This window comes from Arthrobacter sp. M4 (assembly GCF_020251205.1).
Taxonomy (GTDB): domain Bacteria; phylum Actinomycetota; class Actinomycetes; order Actinomycetales; family Micrococcaceae; genus Arthrobacter.
In genome coordinates this window covers 239,672-260,200 of sequence record NZ_JAIWYX010000007.1, presented here as the reverse complement: position 1 = coordinate 260,200, position 20,529 = coordinate 239,672, and the positions used below count along the sequence as shown (strand labels likewise).

Genomic DNA, 20,529 nt, shown 5'->3' with positions numbered 1-20,529 from the left:
CAAGTCCCAATTCGGATTTGGAGAAAACTTGGAGCAAGCTACTGGGTCGTTACTGCAGAATCCGGGGTGTGCGGCCTTAGCTAGGCGATGATGTCGAAGTCCGTGAATTCCCCCGACGCTGGCGACGTTGACTGCTCGACTTTTGCCACCCGACCGGGAGCGCGTGGTGAGTTTAGCCAATCCACGAACTGGTCCACGGCGTCTGTGGTGCCCTCCGCAACCACGCCAACCGAACCGTCGTCGTTGTTTTTCACAGTTCCCGTGAGAGAGAGTTCGTAAGCCTTCATCGCGGTGCGGTACCGGAAGCCGACGCCCTGGACCATTCCAACAACGCGGGCGGTGAGTCGCACCTCCGGCGGGGATGCTTGCGGTCTGGACCTTCTCCAACTGACCATGGTCCAAATCTAGCCTCGGGGTCCACGCACTAACAGGGGCCCTGCCGACGCCAGACCTTTGTCAAGATTGGTCAGTTCGATGGTTCCCTGCGTCTTCGGTGTCGAGGGACGTCGCGTGCGTAGGGAACCATCGAATCGGCGGTGCGCCCTGATGGCATGGGCTAGGACGCAGGCTTCAGCGATGTAATCATCCGCTTGATGTCCTTGTACTCCTGCGTCTGCATGTAGGCCTCAGGCGTATCTACTCCCGGCATTCCGCCACCCGTTGTATCCATCGGGTTGTAAGCGCCCCCGAACATCGCCCCGCTGGGCGGCCACGTGAAGAAGTGGAAGATGGGACATGCATCCGGGCCGGCTGGTTCCGGTGCCGACGTGATTCCGTAAGCGAGAACGTTCATCTTTGCGGGATCCTTGGCGCTCGAATCCATCCGCGATTCGAAGGTGAAGCGGGGTGTCGCGCCTGCCTGGGCCAGTGCCGGCAAAGGTTGCGTGTCCAGGACTGAGTAGGGGTGCTTCTTGGTGCACTCAGAGCCTGTCACCACATTGGTCCGCAGGGTCGCCACCTGCTTGCCCTTATCTGTGGAGACGGTCACGAATGATCCGCCCTCCGGGGCAGTTCCGGCTGGATCCTTGATGGTCCATGTTGAGGGGTAGTCAAAACTGAGCTTGCCATCCTTCGTGGTGAACTTGCTCCAGGACGCGGAGGTTGAGGCGCTCGTCCCTGTAGCTGAGGCCGACGGCGACATCGTGGCGGTCGGCGTCGCTGTGGTGGCGCTGCTCGCCGTCGGGCTGCTTGTGGAACCTGGGCCGGGCGTGGCTTGTCCGCAGGCGGACAAGGCGAGTGCGAGGAAAAATGCGCCTGAAGTGGCCACGGATAATGCTGAACGGTGCACGTAAATCTCCTGAAATGTCATGAGACCGCGGGTGATTTCTCAATTGTGGGGCTCTGAGTGTCGCGCCGGAAGTAGTAAATCCAAACGATATAGAAATGTTGTCTGGATCACGGATAGCGCATTTCCGGTCGAGTTTTCGTTATTGGGTGGGGCGGAGGGACGTGATCATCGCTTTGATATCCGCGTACTCCTGGGTGGCGGCGTAGTTTTTTGCCTTTTCCAAATAGGGCAGCGACGGATCCCCGGGTGTCGCGTTGTTCTGGGGGTCGTACTGGGCGCCGAACATCGCTGCGCTCGGTGGCCAGGTAAAGAGATGGAAGATGGGGCAGGCCCGTTGCCCTGTGGGTGACGGAATCGACGTGATGCCATACGCCGCGCTGGTTGCGATATCCGCCGATGCGGCCGTTGCGTCACCGCGCCCTTCGAAGACGAACGTTGGAACCCTGTCGCCCTGAACCAGTGCGGTCATCTTGGCTTGGTCGAACACTGCGTAGGGGTACCGCTGCACGCACTCAGAGCCCGTGACCATGTTGGTGCGGAGGGTCGCCATCGGCTTTCCGGCAGCGTTCGACACCTGGATGTAAACACCGCCGGGAGCCGCGGTTCCAGCGTTTTCATCGACCTGCCAAGTCACCGGAAGGTTGAATTCCAAGGTCCGATCCGGCGTCCGGTAGGTGACCCACGACGACGGGACGCCGGTTTTGTTAGCAGGTTCAGTTCCGCTTTCCCCGGCGGCGGCTCCGCCACCGGCGGCTGCGGTGGCTTGCGGCGTCGGCTTGGGTGTGGCTGATGGCGCACTGCTCTGCGTTGGTCCAGTTTGCTGGTTGGGCTGCTGGATTTGCCCGGCTGCGGCTGGAAGGTCCGATGCACCGACGGGAGGATCGGCCGGCTTAGCTGGAACACCAAGCGGGGTGGGAGTCGAATCCGGAGGCAAAGGCTTCGCCGCTGAGTCGCCCATGCCTGCGTTTTGGCCGGATTCGCCCCTGCTTTCGCTTCCCGGCTGGACAACAGGCGACCCGCAAGATGCGAGCACCACGACCGCTGCCATCCAGGCAGCCACCACAGGCCGGAGCGCGTGATGCGGCAATGGAACTCGTGGCCTGCGCATACCCCGCCTCCTCAAAGCGCAAGGAATGCATTTAATTCTGAATCCCCGGGAGCCCCAAGAACCTATCCATTGCGAATTGCCGCCAAAGAGTTGTGGCCCATAACAATTCACACAAGAACGGCGGGGGGGGGGGGGGGGGGGGGGGGCCCCCCCCCCCCCCCCCGCACAGGAAAAACGGGGGCCCCCCCGGGGGCCCCCCCCCCCCCCCCCCCCCCCCCCCCGCCGTCGTACTTCAATTACGGGGCCCGCAATGGGAGCGCCCGCCACGCCCTTACGAAAAGACGATGTCCTTCGTGGCGTGGCTGTAGGTGATTGTGACCGGGCCGCCCGCGTGGTGAAGCTCGTGGTTGGCTCCATCGGGAGCGCCGAAGGCTCCGTAGTTCTCATCCCAGGAGCGGTTGAGCGCGATCTTGAACAGGTAGGCACCGGCAGGCAGGTCTGCAGTGATCTTCCAGACCTGGCTCTCGGCCTCGAAGCCCATCTGCGCCTGGTCGTACTGCGGCGCCCAATCCTCCGGCGAACCGAGCAGGATGTTGAAGTTACCGGCAACAGCAACGGCCTCGGGCTGCGGAACCAGTTCAGCAGCGGGTGCCTCGTCCTTTGCCTTGGCCGCCTTCCTGGAGCGGACTGCCTTGGCAACGGGTGCGACGGCTTCCTCTAGAACCTCGGCAGCCTTTTCGACAGCCTGGGCAGCCTTGGAAGCGGTCTTCTTTGCGGGCGCCTTCTTGTCCGCTTTAGCGGTTGCCTTCTCCGCGGTCTTGGCAGCCGCGACCTTCTTGACAGGCTTCTTCGGGGCTTCAGCGGGCAACGGGGTGTCCTCCGGAACCGGCGTACCGGTGGTCAGGGCTGCGTCAAAAGCCTCTGGGCTGGGGAATGCAACGGTGGCCTTGCGACCCTCGTCGGTGATGCTCCAGCCAGAGCGGCCCTTCACGAGCCAGCCAGCCTTGACCAGCTTGGCCGTTGCGGTGGTCAGGTTCTTGTGTCCACGCGGGATGCCGCCTGAGAGCAGCTCTCCTTCGTGGTCAGTGAACGGGACACGAACGATAGCCTCAGCCAGCACCTGACCCGCATTGAGCGTCGAACCTGACCACACCTCCTCTTCGAGGACATCCAGAACGACTTTCAACCGGGCGTTGGTGTTTTCCAAGGTGCTCTTCGCCATGGGTCTCCTTCACAGGCACGAATGATCCAAGGGCAGTCTGCCAAGGTTCTGTTAAATCCGGCGACTGTTATGGGTTAACAGCGTGTGTCGTGACCGACTGTTACGGGTTAAGCGGCTTGGAAGGTCCCAAACTGATTGACGGGTCTCAGCTAAGGTCACTTTTTGAATGCAACATTTGCGATGCTACCTTATTCACGCCTAGTCCTCGGACGCGATCTCCCAGCGATGGATTTGAGCCAGCAGCGCCTCCTTGCGTGCATTGTCCAAGAACGCCGAGCGGACAGAGTTGGCAGCCAGAAGGGCCCTTTCCCCCACCGAAAGGTCATGGACCCCGACCAGTTCGCGGAAATTGTCGTCCACATAGCCGCCAAAGTATGCAGGATCATCCGAATTGACGCTGACATTCAGCCCTGCAGCAAGCATCGCCGGCAACGGATGATCGGCCAGGGTGTCGACTGCACGCAGCCTGACATTGGACAGCGGACACACAGTCAGCGGCACTTGCTCCTTCACGAGACGTTGCACCAACGCCTCATCCTCCATGCAGCGAATCCCATGGTCTATGCGTTCCACATCCAACAGGTCAAGTGAGTCAGTGATGTACGACGCCGGCCCCTCCTCGCCGGCGTGGGCGATCCGGTGCAGCCCAGCGTCTTTGGCCCGCCGGAACAGCCGCTCAAATTTCGACGGCGGATTGCCCACCTCTGCCGAGTCGAGTCCTATGCCGGCGATGGGTGCATTGATGGCGATGAGCTGGTTCAGGACGTCGATCGCATTGTCTTCGGGCATATCGCGGAGGAAGGCGGCAATCAGAAGGGTCGAAACACCAAAGTCCTGTTCCGACGTCGCAAGCGCCGAAGCCACGCCGTTAACACAGATGGCGAGCGGCACGCCGCGCTGGACGTGTGCTTGGGGGTCCATCATGATCTCGGCGTGGCGCACCCCGGCATCGGCGGCGCGCTGGAGGTAGGCGCGGGTCATGTCCGCGAAGTCCTGCTCGGTTTGCAGCACGGCCATGTTGGCGTAGTAAAGGTCCAGGAATGACTGCAGATCCGTGAACTCGTACTTCGCGCGCAACTCGTCGATGTCCTTGTAGGGGAGCTCGATGCCGTTGCGCTCAGCCAGGGCGAAAATCAGTTCTGGCTGAAGTGTGCCTTCTATATGAAGATGAAGTTCAGCGACGGGCAGGGCTGCTGGGGTGTGCGTCTCGCCAAAAGTGTCCATTCCTCAACCGTAGTGGGCGGCCTGGTTGAGACACCCGTCAACCCAGCGCCTCGGCGAGCCCGGTTCCGCGGTGGAACTTAGTTCAGCGAAGCCTTCGCCGCGCCCGGGATCTCCCTGATGATGCGCACTTTCCACGCGGAATCGTCGCTGGTGTCCAGGAGCGCGTGCGTACCCACGGCCATATGTAGGGCAACACGCTTGGCGGCGAGCAATTCAAGGTAAAGCTGCTCATTGATTCGTGCTGGCTTGTCGATGACATACTTCACGCCGTCGCGAAGCCTGCGATAGTTTGCGCTGTTGTCACTGTGCTTGCGCAATTCCTGCTGGCCGCGATGCCTAATACGCGGCTCGTGCTTGTTCAGCCACGAGACAGATACGTGGACAGCCACGACGACGGCTAACGCGATGGCGTAAACGAACCAGCCGCTATTGAGCAGGAAGAGCGGGAGGTTTGCAATAGCCACAACAGCGATGATGACGCGGAGGGCAAGGACTTTGCGCATTGCGGCAGCGGCCTTGGCAATGGCAGCAGTAATTCGATGGTGCTCGGCCTTTGCCGCAATTGGGTCAAAAGTGAATTCGTCCAGAAGCACAAATCCCTCGGATTCCGGCTCCAGCTTTCGGCCATACTTCGGATTTACATTCGCCGGGACAGCGGCCTTCGGCATGGAGTCGGAAGTTGTCATGGTGGAACTTTCAAGAATTCGGCACTTAGTGGAGAGCTAGAGGAGGGGCGCCTTTGACCCTCTCCGGCCCAAATCCGACGAAACGGATTTCGGCTACCTTAAGGCATTCCGCAAGTCACAGTCTCCCCCGTCTCACCATGTGGACTTCCAACTTTGTCTCACTTGCCGGGCCGTGGCTGGGCGGGGATTGGGGGTGATGACTTTAGCAAATGGCAAACTGGCTTCATGACTGTGTTGATTGCCGGCTGCGGCGACCTGGGAACCGAGGCTGGGCTACGATTCGCGGCGGCGGGGCACCGCGTCATCGGCTGGCGCCGCTCTCCAGGCAAGCTGCCGACGGCAATAGAGGGCGCAGCCGCCGACCTCGCCACAGCGGAACTGCCGCCGATCCCGGCAGACGTTGACGTCGTCGTCGTTGCCATCGCGGCGGATACCGCAACGGAGTCGGCGTACCGGGCCGCCTATGTTGAGGGGCTGGCCAATGTTCTGCGCGCCCTAAAGCGCGACGGCGTCACACCCCGCCGTTTGCTATTTGTCTCCTCGACGGCGGTTTACAGCGATGCGGCCGGAGCTGTTGTCGACGAAACCACACCCGCGGAGCCGGGGTCGTTCAGTGGCCGCATCATCCTTGAAGCCGAGGAATTGCTTCGTTCCACTCTCGCGAATACAGCCACGGCGGGAATCGCGCTGCGGCTGGGCGGAATTTACGGTCCGGGCCGCACCCGGCTAATCGACCAGGTTCGCAGCCGACAAGCCGTAATTCCAGATCAGCCCCGTCACACAAACCGCATTCACCGCGACGACGCAGCTGCAGCAATCGTCCACCTCGCCACTATGGCCAGCGAACCGGGTGCCATATATCTGGGAGTCGACGAAGACCCGGCTGAATTGGGTGACGTTTTGCGATTCCTGGCCAAGGAAATGGGGTACGAGGAACCACAAACCGGGCCCTTGGCAATTGCCCGGGGCGGCGATAAACGATGTTCGAGCCAGCGCCTACGGGCAACAGGATTCGAATTCGAGTATCCGAGCTATGTGGCAGGCTATCGGGCAATCCTCGCCGGAAAAGGCGTCCGCCACCCTTAGCTAAACGTTCACCAGAATCCCCCGCGTGAACTGCCGCAAAAAGGAGAAGCATGGATTTCCAGCTGATTATTGAAACAACAGGTCGGGTGGTGGATTTCGCGGGGGTGGCCGTGATGGTGATCGGCGCCGTGGTGTCCATCCCTTTGGCGCTAAGGGGCTACCAGCCCAAACGGGCCCAGGCAGCTGGCGTGAAAATGTCGGTGTATCGCACGTATCGGCAGTTGCTGGGCAGGTCCATCCTCCTGGGCCTGGAACTCCTGGTGGCCGCCGACATCATCCGGACAGTCGCCGTGACCCCGACGTTTGAAAGCGTTGGGGTACTGGCAATCATCGTGGCGATCCGGACCTTCCTCAGCTTCTCGCTGGAACTCGAAATCACCGGACGCTGGCCCTGGCAAAAGGAGCCGGCGCCGGCAGAACCGGCGCCGGCACAGCGATAAGAACAGCGTTGCCTGGAGGCTGCGCCCTAGGAAGATTCGCCCTTCGTGGCACCGTCCGCGTAGGCGTGGCCCTGTGTAAAGAAGGCCGCGATCCGGTCGAAGGCGCCATTCCATGCCATCGTTGCAAAGAAGTCGCGCATCTCTTCCGTGGGGAAGCCGGTCTGGACGACGGTCATCAGCGTGCCGCCGTCGTGCTCTTCAAAGGTGACGTCCACCTCGGTGGTGAGCGAGTCGCCGCTCGGGTCGCTGCCGGTGGACGTCGTCACAAGCCGGCGGGGCCGGTCGATGATGCGGAAGATCTGCGTCTCCTGGTAGAGCTCGTTGGGGTTTTTGCCCCAGACGCTCACCCATTCGCCCCCAACACGGAGGTCGATCGCGATTTCCGCTATGCCCGGTTCGTCATTGAGCAGGTTGAACCAGGTCTTGACCTTCTCCGCGTCCGTGTAAGCATCGAAAACTTCGTCCGGGCTGGCCGGAATGACGCGGGAAACAGTCAGGTTGTACGTCATTGCTCAGTTCCTTTCTTGAGCAGGAAGTAGGCCTCGAGCCCATCGAGGCGCCGCTCCCACAGCCGCTGGTAGCGGTTGATCCACCCCAGGGCCTCCTCCAAATGCTCCGTCCCTAGGCGGCACTCGCGGGACCGCCCTACTTTCTCCGTGACCACCAGCCCTGCGTCCTCCAGCACCTGCACGTGTTTCTTGAGGCCGGTCAGGGTCATGCCGGCTGGCTCCGCGAGTTCGCCAATGCTGGCGGGCCCTTGGCCAAGCCGGACCAGGATCGCCCGACGCGTCGCATCCGACAGGGCTGCGAACGTCTTATCGAGGATCTCTTGCTGAACCATGTAGTTCAGTATAGCTTAGTGAACCGTTTGGTTCAATGATTTCTTAAACAACTTCGTCCCTCGGCCGTTCTTTCGTTATTGGGAAGCAACGAAAGAACGGCCAAGGGACGAAGTCCTATTGGGGGGGATGGACGGCGCCGTGACGGCGCCAAAGGTTCTAAGCGAATTAGTGCCACAGCCCGAGCGCGAATTCCGCAATCACTGCCGAAAGCAGGAACGACGCCGTGATGGCAACCAGTCCAACTGGGATGATCTTCCAGCCGATCTGACGAAGCAACGGGATGTCCTTGCCCAGCGACAGGCCGGCGCAGGTGAGGACAACCGTGGCGATGGAGAGGAAGTCCACGCTCTTCACCAGGTCACCCAGCACACCGGCCACGGGAGACCACGGGCTGGAGATCAGGGCACCAAGGGTGGTGGCCCACACGATCGCGGAGATCTTGCGGCTTGCCCACGCCAGCAGCATGCTCAGGAGCACTAGGCCCACCAGCACTGCGTAACCACCCACGATTGAGAGGCTGAAGCCCTTGGCAGCCACGGAAGCCGTGCCGATACCGATGATGGACAGGATGCTCATCGAAGCCCACAGCGGGAGCCGGACTTCCTCGGTGCTTGCCGCCACCTGCTCGCGAAAGCGCCGGTTGGCCTCAGCGGAAGCCTCCGCGTCTGCAGGTGCAGCATCACCTCGATGTTCGACGACGGTGTGCTCCCCACCCGTGGAGGTGTCGCCGTCGTGCCCGGTTACGTTACGCAGGCTTGCGGAGTGCGCGGAGGGCTTGTGGGCCGCGCCCAGATGAGCGGCGGCCGCAGCTGCTGCTCCCGCTGATGGAACGCTGGCGAGGGCTTCCTCGCGAGCGCCTTGGCTGCGGGTCAGCAGCCGGTAGAACCGGTCGGCCAGCGGCAACGCGATGTAGATGCCCACGTACACGCCCAAGATGGTGGTGATCAGGTTGGACACAGCGGCCATGCCCAGGATGGCGTCCTTGTCGCCCGGATAGGCCGCCGTGATGCTGGCCGCGGATGCCGCCATCATGGAACCGGAGCCCACGCCCGAACCCATGGCAAGCGCAAGCGGGTCGAAAATTCGCCAGTTGGAGACCAGCGACGTGAGCAGGGTGATGTACACAGCGCCGAAGAGGGTTCCGAATACATACATGGCCAGGACGCCACGGTATTGATCGGAGTCTGGGCCGTACTTCTCGCTAACCATGGCAAAGGAGGGCTCGCGGTCCAGCGAGAAGGTTGCGCCGACGGTGGCCTTGCCCATGCGCAGGAGAACGGCCAGCGGGAGGGCGAGGAACACGGTACCGAGCAGGTGCCCGACTTCTTGCAAGAGCAGGGCCGGGCCGGCCTTGACCAAGGTTGGCAGGCTGGGACCGATGGTAAACGCCAGCCGTGCCACCAGCAGCATCACGGCAACGCCAACCAGTGCGGCAGCGATTTTCTGCAGGTCGATGCCAAGAGGCTTGAACTTCTGGACGGAGAACAGTACACCGGCGATCAGGCCCCACACCATGGGGAACACAATGATTGACCCGATGCCTACGTCGAGTTTGAGTTGCCCGATCAGCTGCACGGTCACAGCAATTGCAAGTGCTAGCGCCGCGATGGGCAGCGACTTTTTGACCTCAATGGTCCTTACTGCGGAAGCAGGCTTGGTACTCATGCGGCACCTTCCTAGATCGTGGCAGGCCGTGCGGCTGCCGCGCCGATGAATCGGCTCTTTTGTTGGGGATTGTGGGCGACTCCGGCCACGGTCCAGGCCATCGCGAGCGCGCCCTGGAACATCATTCGGTAGGCCTCGGGGGTGTCCGCGAGGGCCGCAAAACCATGCGAGTGGATGGGCACGTCGGCGCCCGGGATGCTGAGCCACGGGTGCAGGCTGGGGACGACCTGCGACACGTTGCCCATGTCCGTGGATCCTCCGCCAAGGCCCTTGGACGGGGAGACGTCATAGCCGAACGAAGCCATGGCGTCGGTCCAGTGGGTGGCGAGGTCCTCGTCCTGGATCAGTGGTTCATAGAGCGGCTCGGTGGATTCGATGTCCAGTGTTGTCCCGGTGGCCAGGGCTCCGGCCTCGAAACACTTGCGGACGCGTTCCAGCAGGGCGTGGTATTCGTCCAGCGTGAATGCGCGGCATTCGAATTCGACGACGGCCAGGTCCGGGATGATGTTGGTGGCGTGACCGGCTTCCTGGATGAACATCGCTATGCGGTGATCGCCGGGGATTTGCTGGCGTAGCAGGCCAACCGCTACCTGGGTGATAGTCGCTGCATCAGCGGCGTTGACACCCAGGTGGGGCGCTGCAGCGGCGTGCGAGGCATGGCCGCGGAACGTTGCACGGTAGCGGCCTACCGCTTGCGCGGAGGTGCCGGCGGGGTTGTAGGTGATGCCCGCCTGAACCGGGTGGACCATCATTGCCAGCGCTACGCCGTCGAACACTCCGCGTTCCAGCATGAGCGCCTTGCCGCCGCCGTGTTCCTCAGCCGGCGTGCCGATGGCCTTCAGTGTGATGCCGAGTTCGTCCACGTACGGCAGCAGCGCCAGGGCAGCGGCGATGGAAGCGCCGGCGATCAGGTTGTGTCCGCAGGCATGGCCGACGTCGGGAAGGGCGTCGTATTCGACGCAGAACGCGACCACCAGCTCACCGGTGCCGGCAGTGGCGGTGAAGGCGGTGGGCAGGCCGGCCGTGCCGCGTTCGACGTCATAGCCTGCTTCCTCAAGCAAAGCAGTGACCGCGGCGGCGGCCCTGACTTCTTCGAAAGCCAGTTCCGGCTGGGCGTGGATGGCGCGGCTCAAGGCCAGCACGCGGTCCTGCCATTCCTGCAGGGTCTCCTCGATGCGTCCTTTGACGGCTTCAGGACTTTCAGCGGTCCGGGTAAGTTCCACGATTGTTTTCCTCCAAGAAGTCAGTAGCTCAGCGACGGGAACGGTGCACCGGCAGCCTGCGTGGGAACCCACACGGCCTTGGTCTGCGTGTACTCGTCCAGCACTCCGGGGCCGGAGGAGCGGCCGTGGCCCGAGTCCCCGAAGCCTCCGAACGGCACGGCCACGTGGATGGTCTTGTACGCGTTGATCCAGAAGGTGCCGGCCTTGACGGACTGGGCGACGTGGTGGGCCCTTGTGACGTTGGCGGTCCACACTGCGCCAGCGAGGCCGAAGCTGGTGGCATTCGCCCGGGCGATGGCCTCGGCCTCGGTGTCGAACGCGTCCGCCCCCACAACCGGACCAAAGACCTCGGTGGTTTCAAGACGGTTCGCCGGGGTCACGCCGTCGAGCACTGTGGGCAGCACCCAGTGGCCGCCGGAATAGGGCCCGGCAGCGAGCTCCTCCGGTAGGGCCGCGCCGGTGAGGCGACGGGCGCCGTCGTCGAGTCCTTGTCCGATCAGCGAGGTGACTGTGGCGAACTGCGGAGCGGTGATGATCGGTCCCACCTCGGTGTTCGAGGCCAACGGGTCGCCTACGCGCAGCCTGGCGGCCTTCTCCGCGACACGGTCCACGAACTCGCGGTAGACGCTGCGCTGCACCAGCAGGCGAGAGCCGGCCACGCAGGACTGGCCTGCCCCGGAGAAGATGGCAGATACTGCGCCGTCGGCGGCGCAGTCCAGATCCGCGTCGGCGAAGACGATGTTGGCGCTCTTGCCGCCGAGTTCGAGGACAGTGGGGATGCCAGCCTGGGCGGCTGCCACGGCAACCCGTCGGCCGGTGGGGACCGAACCGATGAAGCTGACCTTGCCCACACGGCGGTCCGTGGTGAAGGCGGCTCCCATGGTGGCGCCGAGCCCAACACCGACGTTGAAGACCCCCGCGGGCAGGCCCGCCTCGACGGCCAGCTGGGCAAGCCGCACGGTGGAGGCCGGCGTGAACTCGCTGGGCTTAACGACGACGGCGTTACCCGCCGCGAGCGGGGCCGCGGAGTTCCAGCCGGCGGTGAAGAGCGGCGCGTTCCACGGGGTGACCGCGACAACGACACCCCACGGCACGCGCTGGGTGTACGCGAGCCACTCCCCCGGCACGGGAATCGTGCTGCCGGTAACTTTGTCTGCCCAGCCGGCGTAGTAGCCGAACATCTCGGCCACCTTGGCGGCCTCGGTGCGGGCATCGCGGATGGGCTTGCCCGTGGTGGCTGACTCCAGGATGGCCAATTCCTCGGCGTGTTCAGCGACCACGTGGGACACGTTACGAAGGATAGCGGCGCGCTCGAAGGGGTTCATGGCGCCCCAGAGCGCGGCACCGTCGACGGCGGACGCCAGGACAGCATCGGCGCCTGCCGTTCCGGGGTCGTTGTAGCTGGCGAAGGCCTCGCCTGTGGCGGCAGCAGTCAGGGTGACAGGTTCGCCACTGCCCTGCTGGACGCGGCCGTCAACGAACGCGCCAAGGCCGTTGGGGAAGGCCGCGGCAAGGACATCGCGGGCGGTTTGTGCCCCGGAAACGGTGGGGATGGTCAGGCTCATGTTGGGGAGTTCCTAGCGGGTAGCGGAGGCGGATTCTTTGGCGGCGTTGATGGCCGTGGGAGAGAGCGCGTCGGTAGCAGTGGTCACGGTGGAAGGCATCTGCACGAAGTCGGCCTTAGGGCCGAGTTCAGCGAGGGCCTTTTGCCAGGCTTGGTTGGTTCCGGACAGCACCTGTGGCGCGGCGCCGTGCTGGGCTGCGACGTCAAGGGCAAGCGACACGTCGCGGGCCATGAGTCCCAATGCGAAGCCGGAGTCGAACGTGCCGGAGAGGATCCAGTTGGGGAACATGGCAGAGGAAACTTTGCTGCCACCGGACGCACCGCTGATGGCCTGAGCCGCGATTCCGAGGTCAATCCCATAGGCTGCGGCGATGTCCAGGGCTTCGCCAACAGCAGCGAGGTTGGTGGCGCAGAGGATGTTGTTGAGCAACTTCACCACGTTCCCTGAGCCGATGGGTCCGATGTGCGTGTATTGGCCGCCAGTCAGCGCGTCCAGCACTGGCCTGGCGGCTTCGATCGAGTCCTCGGATCCGCCCAGGAAGGCGCTGAGCATGCCAGTCGCGGCACCTGCGTTGCCGCCGGACACCGGGCTGTCCACGAAATGGGCCCGGTGTTGCTGGGCCAGCCCCGCCATTTCCGCGCTTGTGGCGGGCTCCGACGTCGTGGTGTCCACGATCGCCACGGTGCCAGGTTTCGTCAGGAGGTGCGGAACGGTGGCGCGGACGATCGCTGCGGACGGCAGGGACAGCACCACGTACGGAGTGCCGGCCAGCTCGGCAACGTCCTCGACGACGGCAATTCCGTTTGCGGCCGCAGCGGACCGGGCCTCGGATGACGGGTCGAAGCCAGAGACACTCCAGCCTGCGCGGTGGAGCGTCGCGGCCATCGCGCCGCCCATGGATCCGAGTCCGACGACGGCGGCGTGGCGGTTAAGTTCATTGGTCATGGTGCGTCCCTTGGTGGTTCTTGTTGGGGTTGCTGGCTAGGTGAGTTGATGACTCAGGTGGGTTGGAATCCTCAGTCGAGGTAAATATCGAGGTCCTGCCACAGCTGCTGCGTACGGCGGATTGCGGCGCGGCTGCGTTCCGGATGCGCGGCTTCCATGCCCGCAAGGAGCCCGTAGACCACTGACGTGGTGGCCGTAACGGACTGGAAGAAGGAAATGCCTTCGCTTGGAACCACCAAGGAGTGGTCCGCGATGGCGGCGAGACGTCCTTTGCGAAGGTCTGTGATGGCAACTACCCTCGCGCCCGCCTTGTGGGCGGCTTCGGCTGCGAGGATGACTTGCTTGATGGAGCGCCAGATGTTGATGATCACTAGCACATCGCCCGGCCCCACGGCGTTGGTTCCGCTGGCCAGGTGCACGCCGCCCCGGTTTTCCAATGTGATGTTGTAGCCCATGGTGGAGCCGAGGTGAGCCATTACGCTTGCGGGGCCGGCAAAGGAGCCCATGCCGATCACCATGATGGACTTCGCATCGGCGAGGGTTTTGATGGCGTCCTGGACGTCCTGCGGAGCGTTCGCCTCAAGGGTCAGCCGGAGGTTTTCAAGGTCATGGTTGATGGCGTCATGCACGGGACTGCGGTAGTTGCCGTGGACCGTGAGGGTCTCTTCCGTGGAGATCTGCACCAAGTAGCGCGCCCGCAACTCTCTTTGCAGGTCCGGCCAACCCGTGAACCCCATGGCCTGGGCCGCGCGCACCACCGTCGAGTTGTTGACGGCTGTGCGCTTGGCGATCTCGGCGATGTCCGCGTACGAAGCCAGTTGCGGGTTCTTGGCAATGATGTCCGCTACCCGGCGCTGGGCTGGTGACAGCCCATTCTGGGGCAGGAGATCGTCGATCCAGCCGTCAGGGGATTCGTCGAGGGGCATTGGGGTCCTATTCGCAGTGTATTGCCGGATCCGGATCTGATGGTCCGCAACGTGATGGCAATCTCAATTGCAATTAGGTTAGTCTGCAAACGTGTTTGCAAGCAAGTGGTTTGAGTCACTTCCTTTGCAAATGCGTTTGCGAAGGTCGTGAAACCAAAACGTCCCTGAACCGCTGTTTCGTCGAGGGCCCCATGTGTCAGGGCGACGAAATTGCGGCTCAGGGACGTAATCGGCAAAGAACTGACTACCGTGTGAGGCCCGCGCGGCGTAGGGCGTCGGCCAATGCCGTGTCAGCCGGAGGCTTCGGGGCAGCGCCCCGCCGGTCGCCGCGCTGCTGACCACCAGATTGACCCGCTGACTGCCCGACGCCGGAACGGCCGCGCTGCTGCCCGCCGCCGTCGCGCTGGTTGCCGCGCTCCTGCCCGCCGTCGCGCTGTGCGCTGGACTGCCCGACGCCGGAACCGCCGCGCTGCTGGCCGCCCCGCCGGTCGCCGCGCTGCTCGCGTTGTCCGCCGCCGACACCGGAATCAGCACCACGGCCGCCGCCTGCAGCCCGTCCGCCGCGTTGCCCGCCTCCGCCGGGAGCGCCCGGTTCGTCGTCGAGCCGGAGTGAGAGGGAGATCCGCTTCCGCTCGGGGTCGGCTTCCAGCACCTTGACCTTCACGATCTGGCCGGACTTGACGATCTCCCGCGGGTCGGAAACGAACCGGTTGGACATGGCCGAAACGTGGACCAGGCCGTCCTGGTGCACCCCGACGTCCACGAACGCCCCGAAAGCTGCCACATTGGTGACAGTTCCTTCCAGGACCATGCCCGGCTTGAGGTCGGAGATCTTTTCAATCCCCTCGGAGAAGGACGCCGCCTTGAACGCCGGCCGAGGGTCGCGGCCAGGCTTCTCCAACTCGGCCATGATGTCCCGCACCGTGGGCAGACCGAACGTGCCATCAACAAATCCCTGTGGATCAAGCTCGCTCACGGGCCGTCCACCCGCCGCCGACACGATCTTCCTGGCCACCGAATAAGCTTCCGGGTGCACGCTGGAGGCATCCAATGGCTCCGCTCCCCCGGTGATCCGGAGGAAGCCCGCGCACTGCTCGAACGCCTTGGCACCCAGCCGCGGCACTTTCTTCAGGTCCGATCGCTTGGCGAACGGACCATTCTCATTCCGGTATGCCACGATATTCTCGCTCAGCAGCGGTCCAACGCCGGCCACACGGCTCAGCAGTGCCGGCGAGGCCGTGTTCAGATCAACGCCCACGGCGTTCACACAGTCCTCCACCACGGCATCCAGCGAGCGGTCCAGCTTGGACGCCGTGACGTCGTGCTGGTACTGCCCAACACCGATCGACTTGGGCTCGATCTTCACGAGTTCTGCCAACGGATCCTGCAGGCGCCGAGCGATGGACACCGCACCACGCAGGGAGACATCCATTCCCGGGAGCTCAGCAGCCGCGAGCGCGGACGCGGAATACACTGACGCGCCAGCCTCGGAAACCACCAGCTTCTGCAGCGTACGGCCGCCCGAGGACGCCTCTGCCTTGATCAGCTCAGCGGCCAGCTTGTCCGTCTCGCGTGACGCCGTGCCGTTGCCGATAGCCACGAGTTCGACGGCGTGCTGCCGAGCCAGGCGGGACAATGTAGCCAGGGCTTCATTCCATTTGTTGGCTGGTGCGTGTGGATAGACGGTATCCGTTGCAACCACCTTGCCGGTGCCGTCAACCACGGCCACCTTCACACCCGTCCGGAGTCCTGGGTCCAGTCCGAGCGTGGCCCTGTTACCGGCGGGCGCCGCGAGGAGCACATCCCTCAGGTTCGCCGCAAAGACCCGCACGGCCTCATCCTCCGCATCAGCGAACAAACGCCCGCGCAGGTCGTTGGCGAGCCTGTCCATGAGCCGGCCGCGCCAGGCAATCTGGGCGGTCTGCGTGAGCCATGCGTCGGCGGGACGACCACGGTCGGCGACGCCAAGGCACTTAGCCACAGCGTTCTCGTAACGGGTCCGCGCGGCCGCCAAGGCGGCGTCGTCGTTGGGTTCCGCTTCGCTGAGGTCCAGCTCCAAGACACCGTCCTTCTCGCCGCGGAGCAGCGCGAGGACACGATGGCTGGGCATCCCGGAGGGGACCTGATCGAACTCGAAATAGTCCTTGAATTTCTGGCCTTCGGCTTCCATGCCCGCCTTCACACGGGACACCATACGGCCCGACGTCCAGAGCCGCTCGCGGAGGTCCTCGGCAAGGTCGGCATCCTGCGCCACCCGCTCCACCAGGATGGCGCGAGCGCCCGCCAGTGCAGCGGCGCCGTCGTCGATGCTGTGCTCCGCATTCAGGTACTTGGCCGCCTCAGCCTCGGGGTCAAGGTCAGGATTGGCCAGCAGCCCATCCGCCAGCGGCTCCAGCCCCGCCTCGCGGGCGATCTGTGCCTTGGTGCGCCGCTTCGACTTGAAGGGCAGGTAGATGTCCTCCAACCGCGCCTTGGTGTCAGCGGCGACGACGGCGGCCTCAAGTTCCGGGGTCAGCTTGCCTTGGGCGGCAATCGACTCCAGGACAGTACGACGGCGGTCCTCAAGTTCGCGGACATAGCGCAGCCGTTCCTCGAGTTGGCGAAGCTGTGCGTCGTCTAGGGTGCCGGTGACTTCCTTGCGGTAACGGGCGATAAACGGAACAGTTGCACCGCCGTCGAGCAATTCCACGGCGGCCTTGACCTGCCAGGGCTTGACGCCGAGCTCCTGGGCGATCTGGGCGTGGATAGCGGCGTCGGGACTCTGAAGGTGTTGGCTCACTCCGTCATTGTGCCCATGGGGGTCTGACATTGTCGAAAACCCGGGCGGATGTGCCCGCAGCCCACAGCACCGCCTGCTGCTACTCGACAATCGCCACCGCCGGTGCTTGAGTGACAGGATGCAGGAACTCCTAGTCATCCTCCAGGACGGATTCGAGTCGGATGAGGTGGTGGTCACTGTCAATGGCAAGGAAGCAGCCAGGGACAAGGATGTGTCCACCAGGCTTCTCCTCGGAATGGCGACGGAAATGACTGTGGAGCTGCCCGCGAAAGGCGCCACTATCGCCGTCGAAGTTCCCAGCCGCAAGCTGGAGGCGTCTGTGAAACTGCACGGAAAGCCCAAAAGCCTGCTGGCTTCCATAGAGGAGGGCGAACTGGTCCTCAGGGAGGGCACCGGCAGGGAGGCGTTCCTGTAGCCGGCGCATTGGCGGACCAAGGCAATTGCACAACAAAGCGCCACGGATAGCATCCGTGGCGCTGGTTTGCGGGCTGGCGCCGTGAGGCGTCAGGCAGTGGTGGGCTTGGCCGACAGGTGCTCGACCAGTTCTCCAACACGCTGCTCGGTGTAGTTGCGGGCGATGTCGCCCTGGCTAATGATGCCGACCAGCTTGTGATCGGAAATGACGGGTAGGCGCCTGACCTGGTGTTCCTCCATGACGCGGATGGCGTCATCGACGTTTGCATCTGCGTCAATCCAGTACGGCTTACCCTGGGCTAGGTCCCTCGCCAGTGTCGACCTGGCATCAAGGCCCTCAGCCACACACTTGAGCACAATGTCCCTGTCCGTGATGAAGCCCTTCAGCTTCCCGTCGCTACCGCAAATGGGCAGCGAACCGAAGTCTTGGTCCCTCATCAGGACTGCTGCATCCATCAATGTCTGGTCTTCCCGGATGCACTGGGCATTCGTGGTCATGAATTCACGTACAACGCTCATGGGTCCTCCTTCGTCAATGGTTTCACCGACGCAGGGCCTCGGCTCCGGCGCCGATGCTGTCAGCCTACGCCGAGGGGCATTCGATGGCTAGCTGAATTTCGGTGCTGGCCAGAGGGCTCTTTAAGGATTTTCTCGCAGACTCTGGCAATAATCCATTCGATGGAGTATTGTTCCGTTTTGGTTACTCACGGCTTCTGGGCATAGGCCACCTCTGACTTCTTCCGGGACTTTCGCCGCCACTCGCTAAGGGCCCGCCCTGACTCCGTCACTGCCGCAGTTCACAGTCGGCATCGCACCTATTTTTCCTTGGCTCAGCGAGAGAGAACCCACGATGGACATCCCCAACGTCCCAGATTCCTCCTACACCCCTGCCCCCGACGGACCCATCCCCGGCCCGAACCCCATTCCCCCACAGCCCCTTCCGCAACCTCTGCCGGACCCCCACCCGATCCCGCTCCCCCACCCGGATCCCTTTCCCGTGCCGGGACCCATACCCTTCCCACCGGACGACCGGTGGAAGTGCTGGCGTGCCTCGGCCGTAAGCGGGAGATATGAAGGGGACCAGGCAGGCGGATACCTCCTTGGCCGCTCCCTTGACATGCGCTTGGACATCGACCCCAGGAAGAACTCCGAGTCCCCCGCCATGAACAAGGTCAGCGGCGACTTCTACGCCCGCCGGTTCGTGGGTGGCTTCCCCAAGTTCAGGGTCACCAAGACATATGTCGAATCCTGGATCGTCGACAATCCCGTTGTCACCTGGTCGCGCTGCCGGGTTCGCATCACGGGTACTGTGCGTTACTGGCAAGGCGTTCACCCGCCCACCACGGTGGACATCACAGTGAATTGGTTCATGGGCGCCATCACTGGTGCCACCGCCACGTTCACAACCGGCGGCACCGTGGAACAGCCCTTTGCCCTAGGCTTCAAGTCCGACTGCTTCCGGGATGTAAACCTGGAACTCGACTACTGCGCTTCGGTGGACGTGGAACCAAAGGTTCCCGTGTACGGCACGCACATGCACAACAATCGCCCGGCCGACCTCTCCGACCGAACGCTCACCATCGAATCCGCCTACCGGGATGCCGGCATCAACGTCACCATCGATCCCACGCACACCGTCATCGATGACAGCGCGGCTGGCTTCGCTACCTGGAGCGTGGGTGAACTCCATGACGCCATGGAGACCTCATTCGGCAAATTCAATTCGGGCTGGCCCGCCTGGAACCTCTGGGGCGTCCAGGCCGGTACGTTCGACACCTCAAGCGTCGGCGGCATCATGTTCGACGCCGCGGCAGGCTTCGGCGGCGCCGGCGAAGGCCCGGACCGGCAAGGCTTCGCCGTCTTCCGCAACCACTCCTGGTTCACCAACCTCGTGTCCTCGCCGACTACGCAGGATCAGGCCTGGGCAATGCGCCACTTCCTTTACACCTGGGTCCACGAAGCCGGGCACGCCTTCAACTTCCTGCACTCCTGGAACAAGGCCCGGCCAAGCTCCTTGTCCTGGATGAACTACGACTGGAAGTACGACCAGATCAACGGCGCGGACACCTTCTGGGCAAACTTCCGCTTCCGCTTCGACGACGATGAACTGATCCACATGCGGCACGGCGACCGTGCCTCGGTGATCATGGGCGGCGACCCCTGGGCTTCCGGCGGGCACCTCGAATCGCCTCCCGGCGCCATGTCGGTTTCCAGTCCGGACACTGACCTCGAGTTCACGGTGACGGGCAAGAAGCACTTCGACTTCATGGAGCCGGTTGCCCTGGAATTCCGGCTGCGGAACGTCAGTGGCATGCCCCTGCAAGTGGATGGCCGGCTGGATCCGCGCTATGGCAACACCACGGTGTTCGTGCAGAGGCCGAATGGTTCCACCGTCCTGTACGAATCCGTGGTCTGCTTCTACGGAATACCGGAGATGGTTACGTTGGCACCGGGCCAGGAAACCCAGGGCGAAGACCGCCACAGCCAACTCATCCAACTGGCCTTCGGAACAGGCGGCTTCATTTTCGACGAGCCCGGCCAATACCTGGTCCGGGCCGTCTATCACACTGACGGGATGCTGCAGACGTCCAATACCCTCCCCATCCGGATCGGTTATCCCGCCAGCAAGGAAGAGGACCGCTTCGCCCCGGACTTCTTCACCCGCCAAGTGGGGCTCACGCTGGCCTTTGATGGTTCGATGTCACCGCATCTGTCCAAGGGACTCGACGCGCTGACCGAGGCGGCCGAGCGCTTCGCCGGCGAGCCGCTGGGCGTGAAGGCGGCCACCGCCGTCGCGCAGTGCGTTGGTGACGACTTCTACCGGCGGGAGGACGACGCGATGGTGAAGCATCACACCGCGGATCCGGAGAGGGCGCTGGAACTCACCAATTCAGGCCTGGAAAGCTACCGCCAGTCGACGTCGCCCGCCAGCAACCTGGCCTACAGGGATCTCGTGGAACTCCGCGCAGCGCTGCACGTGAAGGCGGACAACACCGCAGCCGCGCAGGCAGAGGTGGAGACCCTCGCGAACGATCTGGACCAGCGTGGCGCGAACCCCAATGTGGTGGCCCAAGTACGGGAGCTGGCGCCGTCGCCGACCGCTGAAAAGAAGACCACGGCAAGGAGGACCACCCGCAAGACGAACAAGTAACCGAATCCGCTGGGCCAGGGTCGCT

General features: G+C 63.4%; 19 protein-coding genes. 4 read left to right on the top strand and 15 right to left on the bottom strand.

Translation table 11 applies throughout. The features are described 5' to 3' along the window. Positions 1-80: 80 nt before the first annotated feature. The 6 genes from LD110_RS14270 to LD110_RS14245 form a co-directional block, all read right to left on the bottom strand. Positions 81-395, bottom strand: coding sequence for an acylphosphatase (locus LD110_RS14270; RefSeq protein ID WP_225499483.1), 315 nt, complete (start codon positions 393-395; stop codon positions 81-83). 161 nt (positions 396-556) lie between these two features. Further along, entirely contained in the window at positions 557-1,309 is a 753-nt protein-coding gene (locus LD110_RS14265; protein WP_225499482.1) for a hypothetical protein, read from the bottom strand. A 118-nt stretch (positions 1,310-1,427) separates the two neighbouring features. Then, on the bottom strand, positions 1,428-2,246 hold the full coding sequence (locus tag LD110_RS14260) for a hypothetical protein (protein ID WP_225499481.1): 819 nt from the start codon (positions 2,244-2,246) through the stop codon (positions 1,428-1,430). Between the two features lie 421 nt (positions 2,247-2,667). Next, the gene (locus tag LD110_RS14255) at positions 2,668-3,558 is read right to left on the bottom strand and encodes a glycosidase (protein WP_225499480.1); all 891 of its coding nucleotides are present in this window, start codon (positions 3,556-3,558) and stop codon (positions 2,668-2,670) included. A gap of 198 nt (positions 3,559-3,756) precedes the next feature. Continuing rightward, positions 3,757-4,782 carry an adenosine deaminase gene (locus tag LD110_RS14250; protein WP_225499479.1) on the bottom strand — a complete coding sequence of 342 codons (1,026 nt, stop codon included), beginning with the start codon at positions 4,780-4,782 and terminating at the stop codon, positions 3,757-3,759. 77 nt (positions 4,783-4,859) lie between these two features. Next, a complete protein-coding gene (locus tag LD110_RS14245; protein WP_225499478.1) occupies positions 4,860-5,468 on the bottom strand; it encodes a hypothetical protein in 609 nt (202 codons plus the stop codon). A gap of 225 nt (positions 5,469-5,693) precedes the next feature. Here LD110_RS14245 and LD110_RS14240 point away from each other — a divergent pair, with 225 nt between their 5' ends. Together LD110_RS14240 and LD110_RS14235 are read left to right on the top strand one after the other, a co-directional pair. Continuing rightward, complete coding sequence (locus LD110_RS14240; RefSeq protein WP_225499477.1) at positions 5,694-6,554, top strand: NAD-dependent epimerase/dehydratase family protein; 861 nt, start codon at positions 5,694-5,696, stop codon at positions 6,552-6,554. Positions 6,555-6,604: 50 nt separating this feature from the next. Further along, positions 6,605-6,994 (top strand): DUF1622 domain-containing protein, encoded by a 390-nt coding sequence (locus LD110_RS14235; RefSeq protein ID WP_225499476.1) that lies wholly within the window; start codon positions 6,605-6,607, stop codon positions 6,992-6,994. A gap of 26 nt (positions 6,995-7,020) precedes the next feature. Here LD110_RS14235 and LD110_RS14230 read toward each other — a convergent pair whose 3' ends face one another. The 8 genes from LD110_RS14230 to LD110_RS14195 form a co-directional block, all read right to left on the bottom strand. Further along, on the bottom strand, positions 7,021-7,503 hold the full coding sequence (locus LD110_RS14230; RefSeq protein ID WP_225499475.1) for an SRPBCC domain-containing protein: 483 nt from the start codon (positions 7,501-7,503) through the stop codon (positions 7,021-7,023). After that, a complete protein-coding gene (locus LD110_RS14225; protein WP_225499474.1) occupies positions 7,500-7,835 on the bottom strand; it encodes a helix-turn-helix transcriptional regulator in 336 nt (111 codons plus the stop codon). Before LD110_RS14225 ends, LD110_RS14230 begins: the two co-directional genes overlap by 4 nt. 166 nt (positions 7,836-8,001) lie before the next feature. Beyond that, positions 8,002-9,501 (bottom strand): DUF3100 domain-containing protein, encoded by a 1,500-nt coding sequence (locus tag LD110_RS14220; RefSeq protein ID WP_225499473.1) that lies wholly within the window; start codon positions 9,499-9,501, stop codon positions 8,002-8,004. An 11-nt stretch (positions 9,502-9,512) separates the two neighbouring features. Next, entirely contained in the window at positions 9,513-10,676 is a 1,164-nt protein-coding gene (locus tag LD110_RS14215; protein ID WP_374200348.1) for an amidohydrolase, read from the bottom strand. Between the two features lie 68 nt (positions 10,677-10,744). Continuing rightward, complete coding sequence (locus LD110_RS14210; protein ID WP_225499471.1) at positions 10,745-12,289, bottom strand: aldehyde dehydrogenase; 1,545 nt, start codon at positions 12,287-12,289, stop codon at positions 10,745-10,747. Positions 12,290-12,301: 12 nt separating this feature from the next. Continuing rightward, positions 12,302-13,234 (bottom strand): NAD(P)-dependent oxidoreductase, encoded by a 933-nt coding sequence (locus LD110_RS14205; RefSeq protein WP_225499470.1) that lies wholly within the window; start codon positions 13,232-13,234, stop codon positions 12,302-12,304. Between the two features lie 71 nt (positions 13,235-13,305). Continuing rightward, positions 13,306-14,160 (bottom strand): MurR/RpiR family transcriptional regulator, encoded by an 855-nt coding sequence (locus LD110_RS14200; RefSeq protein ID WP_225499469.1) that lies wholly within the window; start codon positions 14,158-14,160, stop codon positions 13,306-13,308. Between the two features lie 244 nt (positions 14,161-14,404). Further along, positions 14,405-16,969: a Tex family protein gene (locus LD110_RS14195; RefSeq protein ID WP_225499468.1), complete on the bottom strand. Its 2,565-nt coding sequence runs from the start codon at positions 16,967-16,969 to the stop codon at positions 14,405-14,407. Positions 16,970-17,057: 88 nt separating this feature from the next. Here LD110_RS14195 and LD110_RS14190 point away from each other — a divergent pair, with 88 nt between their 5' ends. Further along, positions 17,058-17,354 (top strand): hypothetical protein, encoded by a 297-nt coding sequence (locus tag LD110_RS14190; protein WP_225499467.1) that lies wholly within the window; start codon positions 17,058-17,060, stop codon positions 17,352-17,354. 89 nt (positions 17,355-17,443) lie between these two features. Here the strand turns inward: LD110_RS14190 and LD110_RS14185 are convergent, their stop codons facing one another. Then, entirely contained in the window at positions 17,444-17,872 is a 429-nt protein-coding gene (locus LD110_RS14185) for a CBS domain-containing protein (protein ID WP_225499466.1), read from the bottom strand. Between the two features lie 331 nt (positions 17,873-18,203). Between LD110_RS14185 and LD110_RS14180 the strand changes: the two genes are divergently transcribed. Further along, complete coding sequence (locus LD110_RS14180) at positions 18,204-20,504, top strand: hypothetical protein (RefSeq protein WP_225499465.1); 2,301 nt, start codon at positions 18,204-18,206, stop codon at positions 20,502-20,504. Positions 20,505-20,529 lie beyond the last annotated feature (25 nt).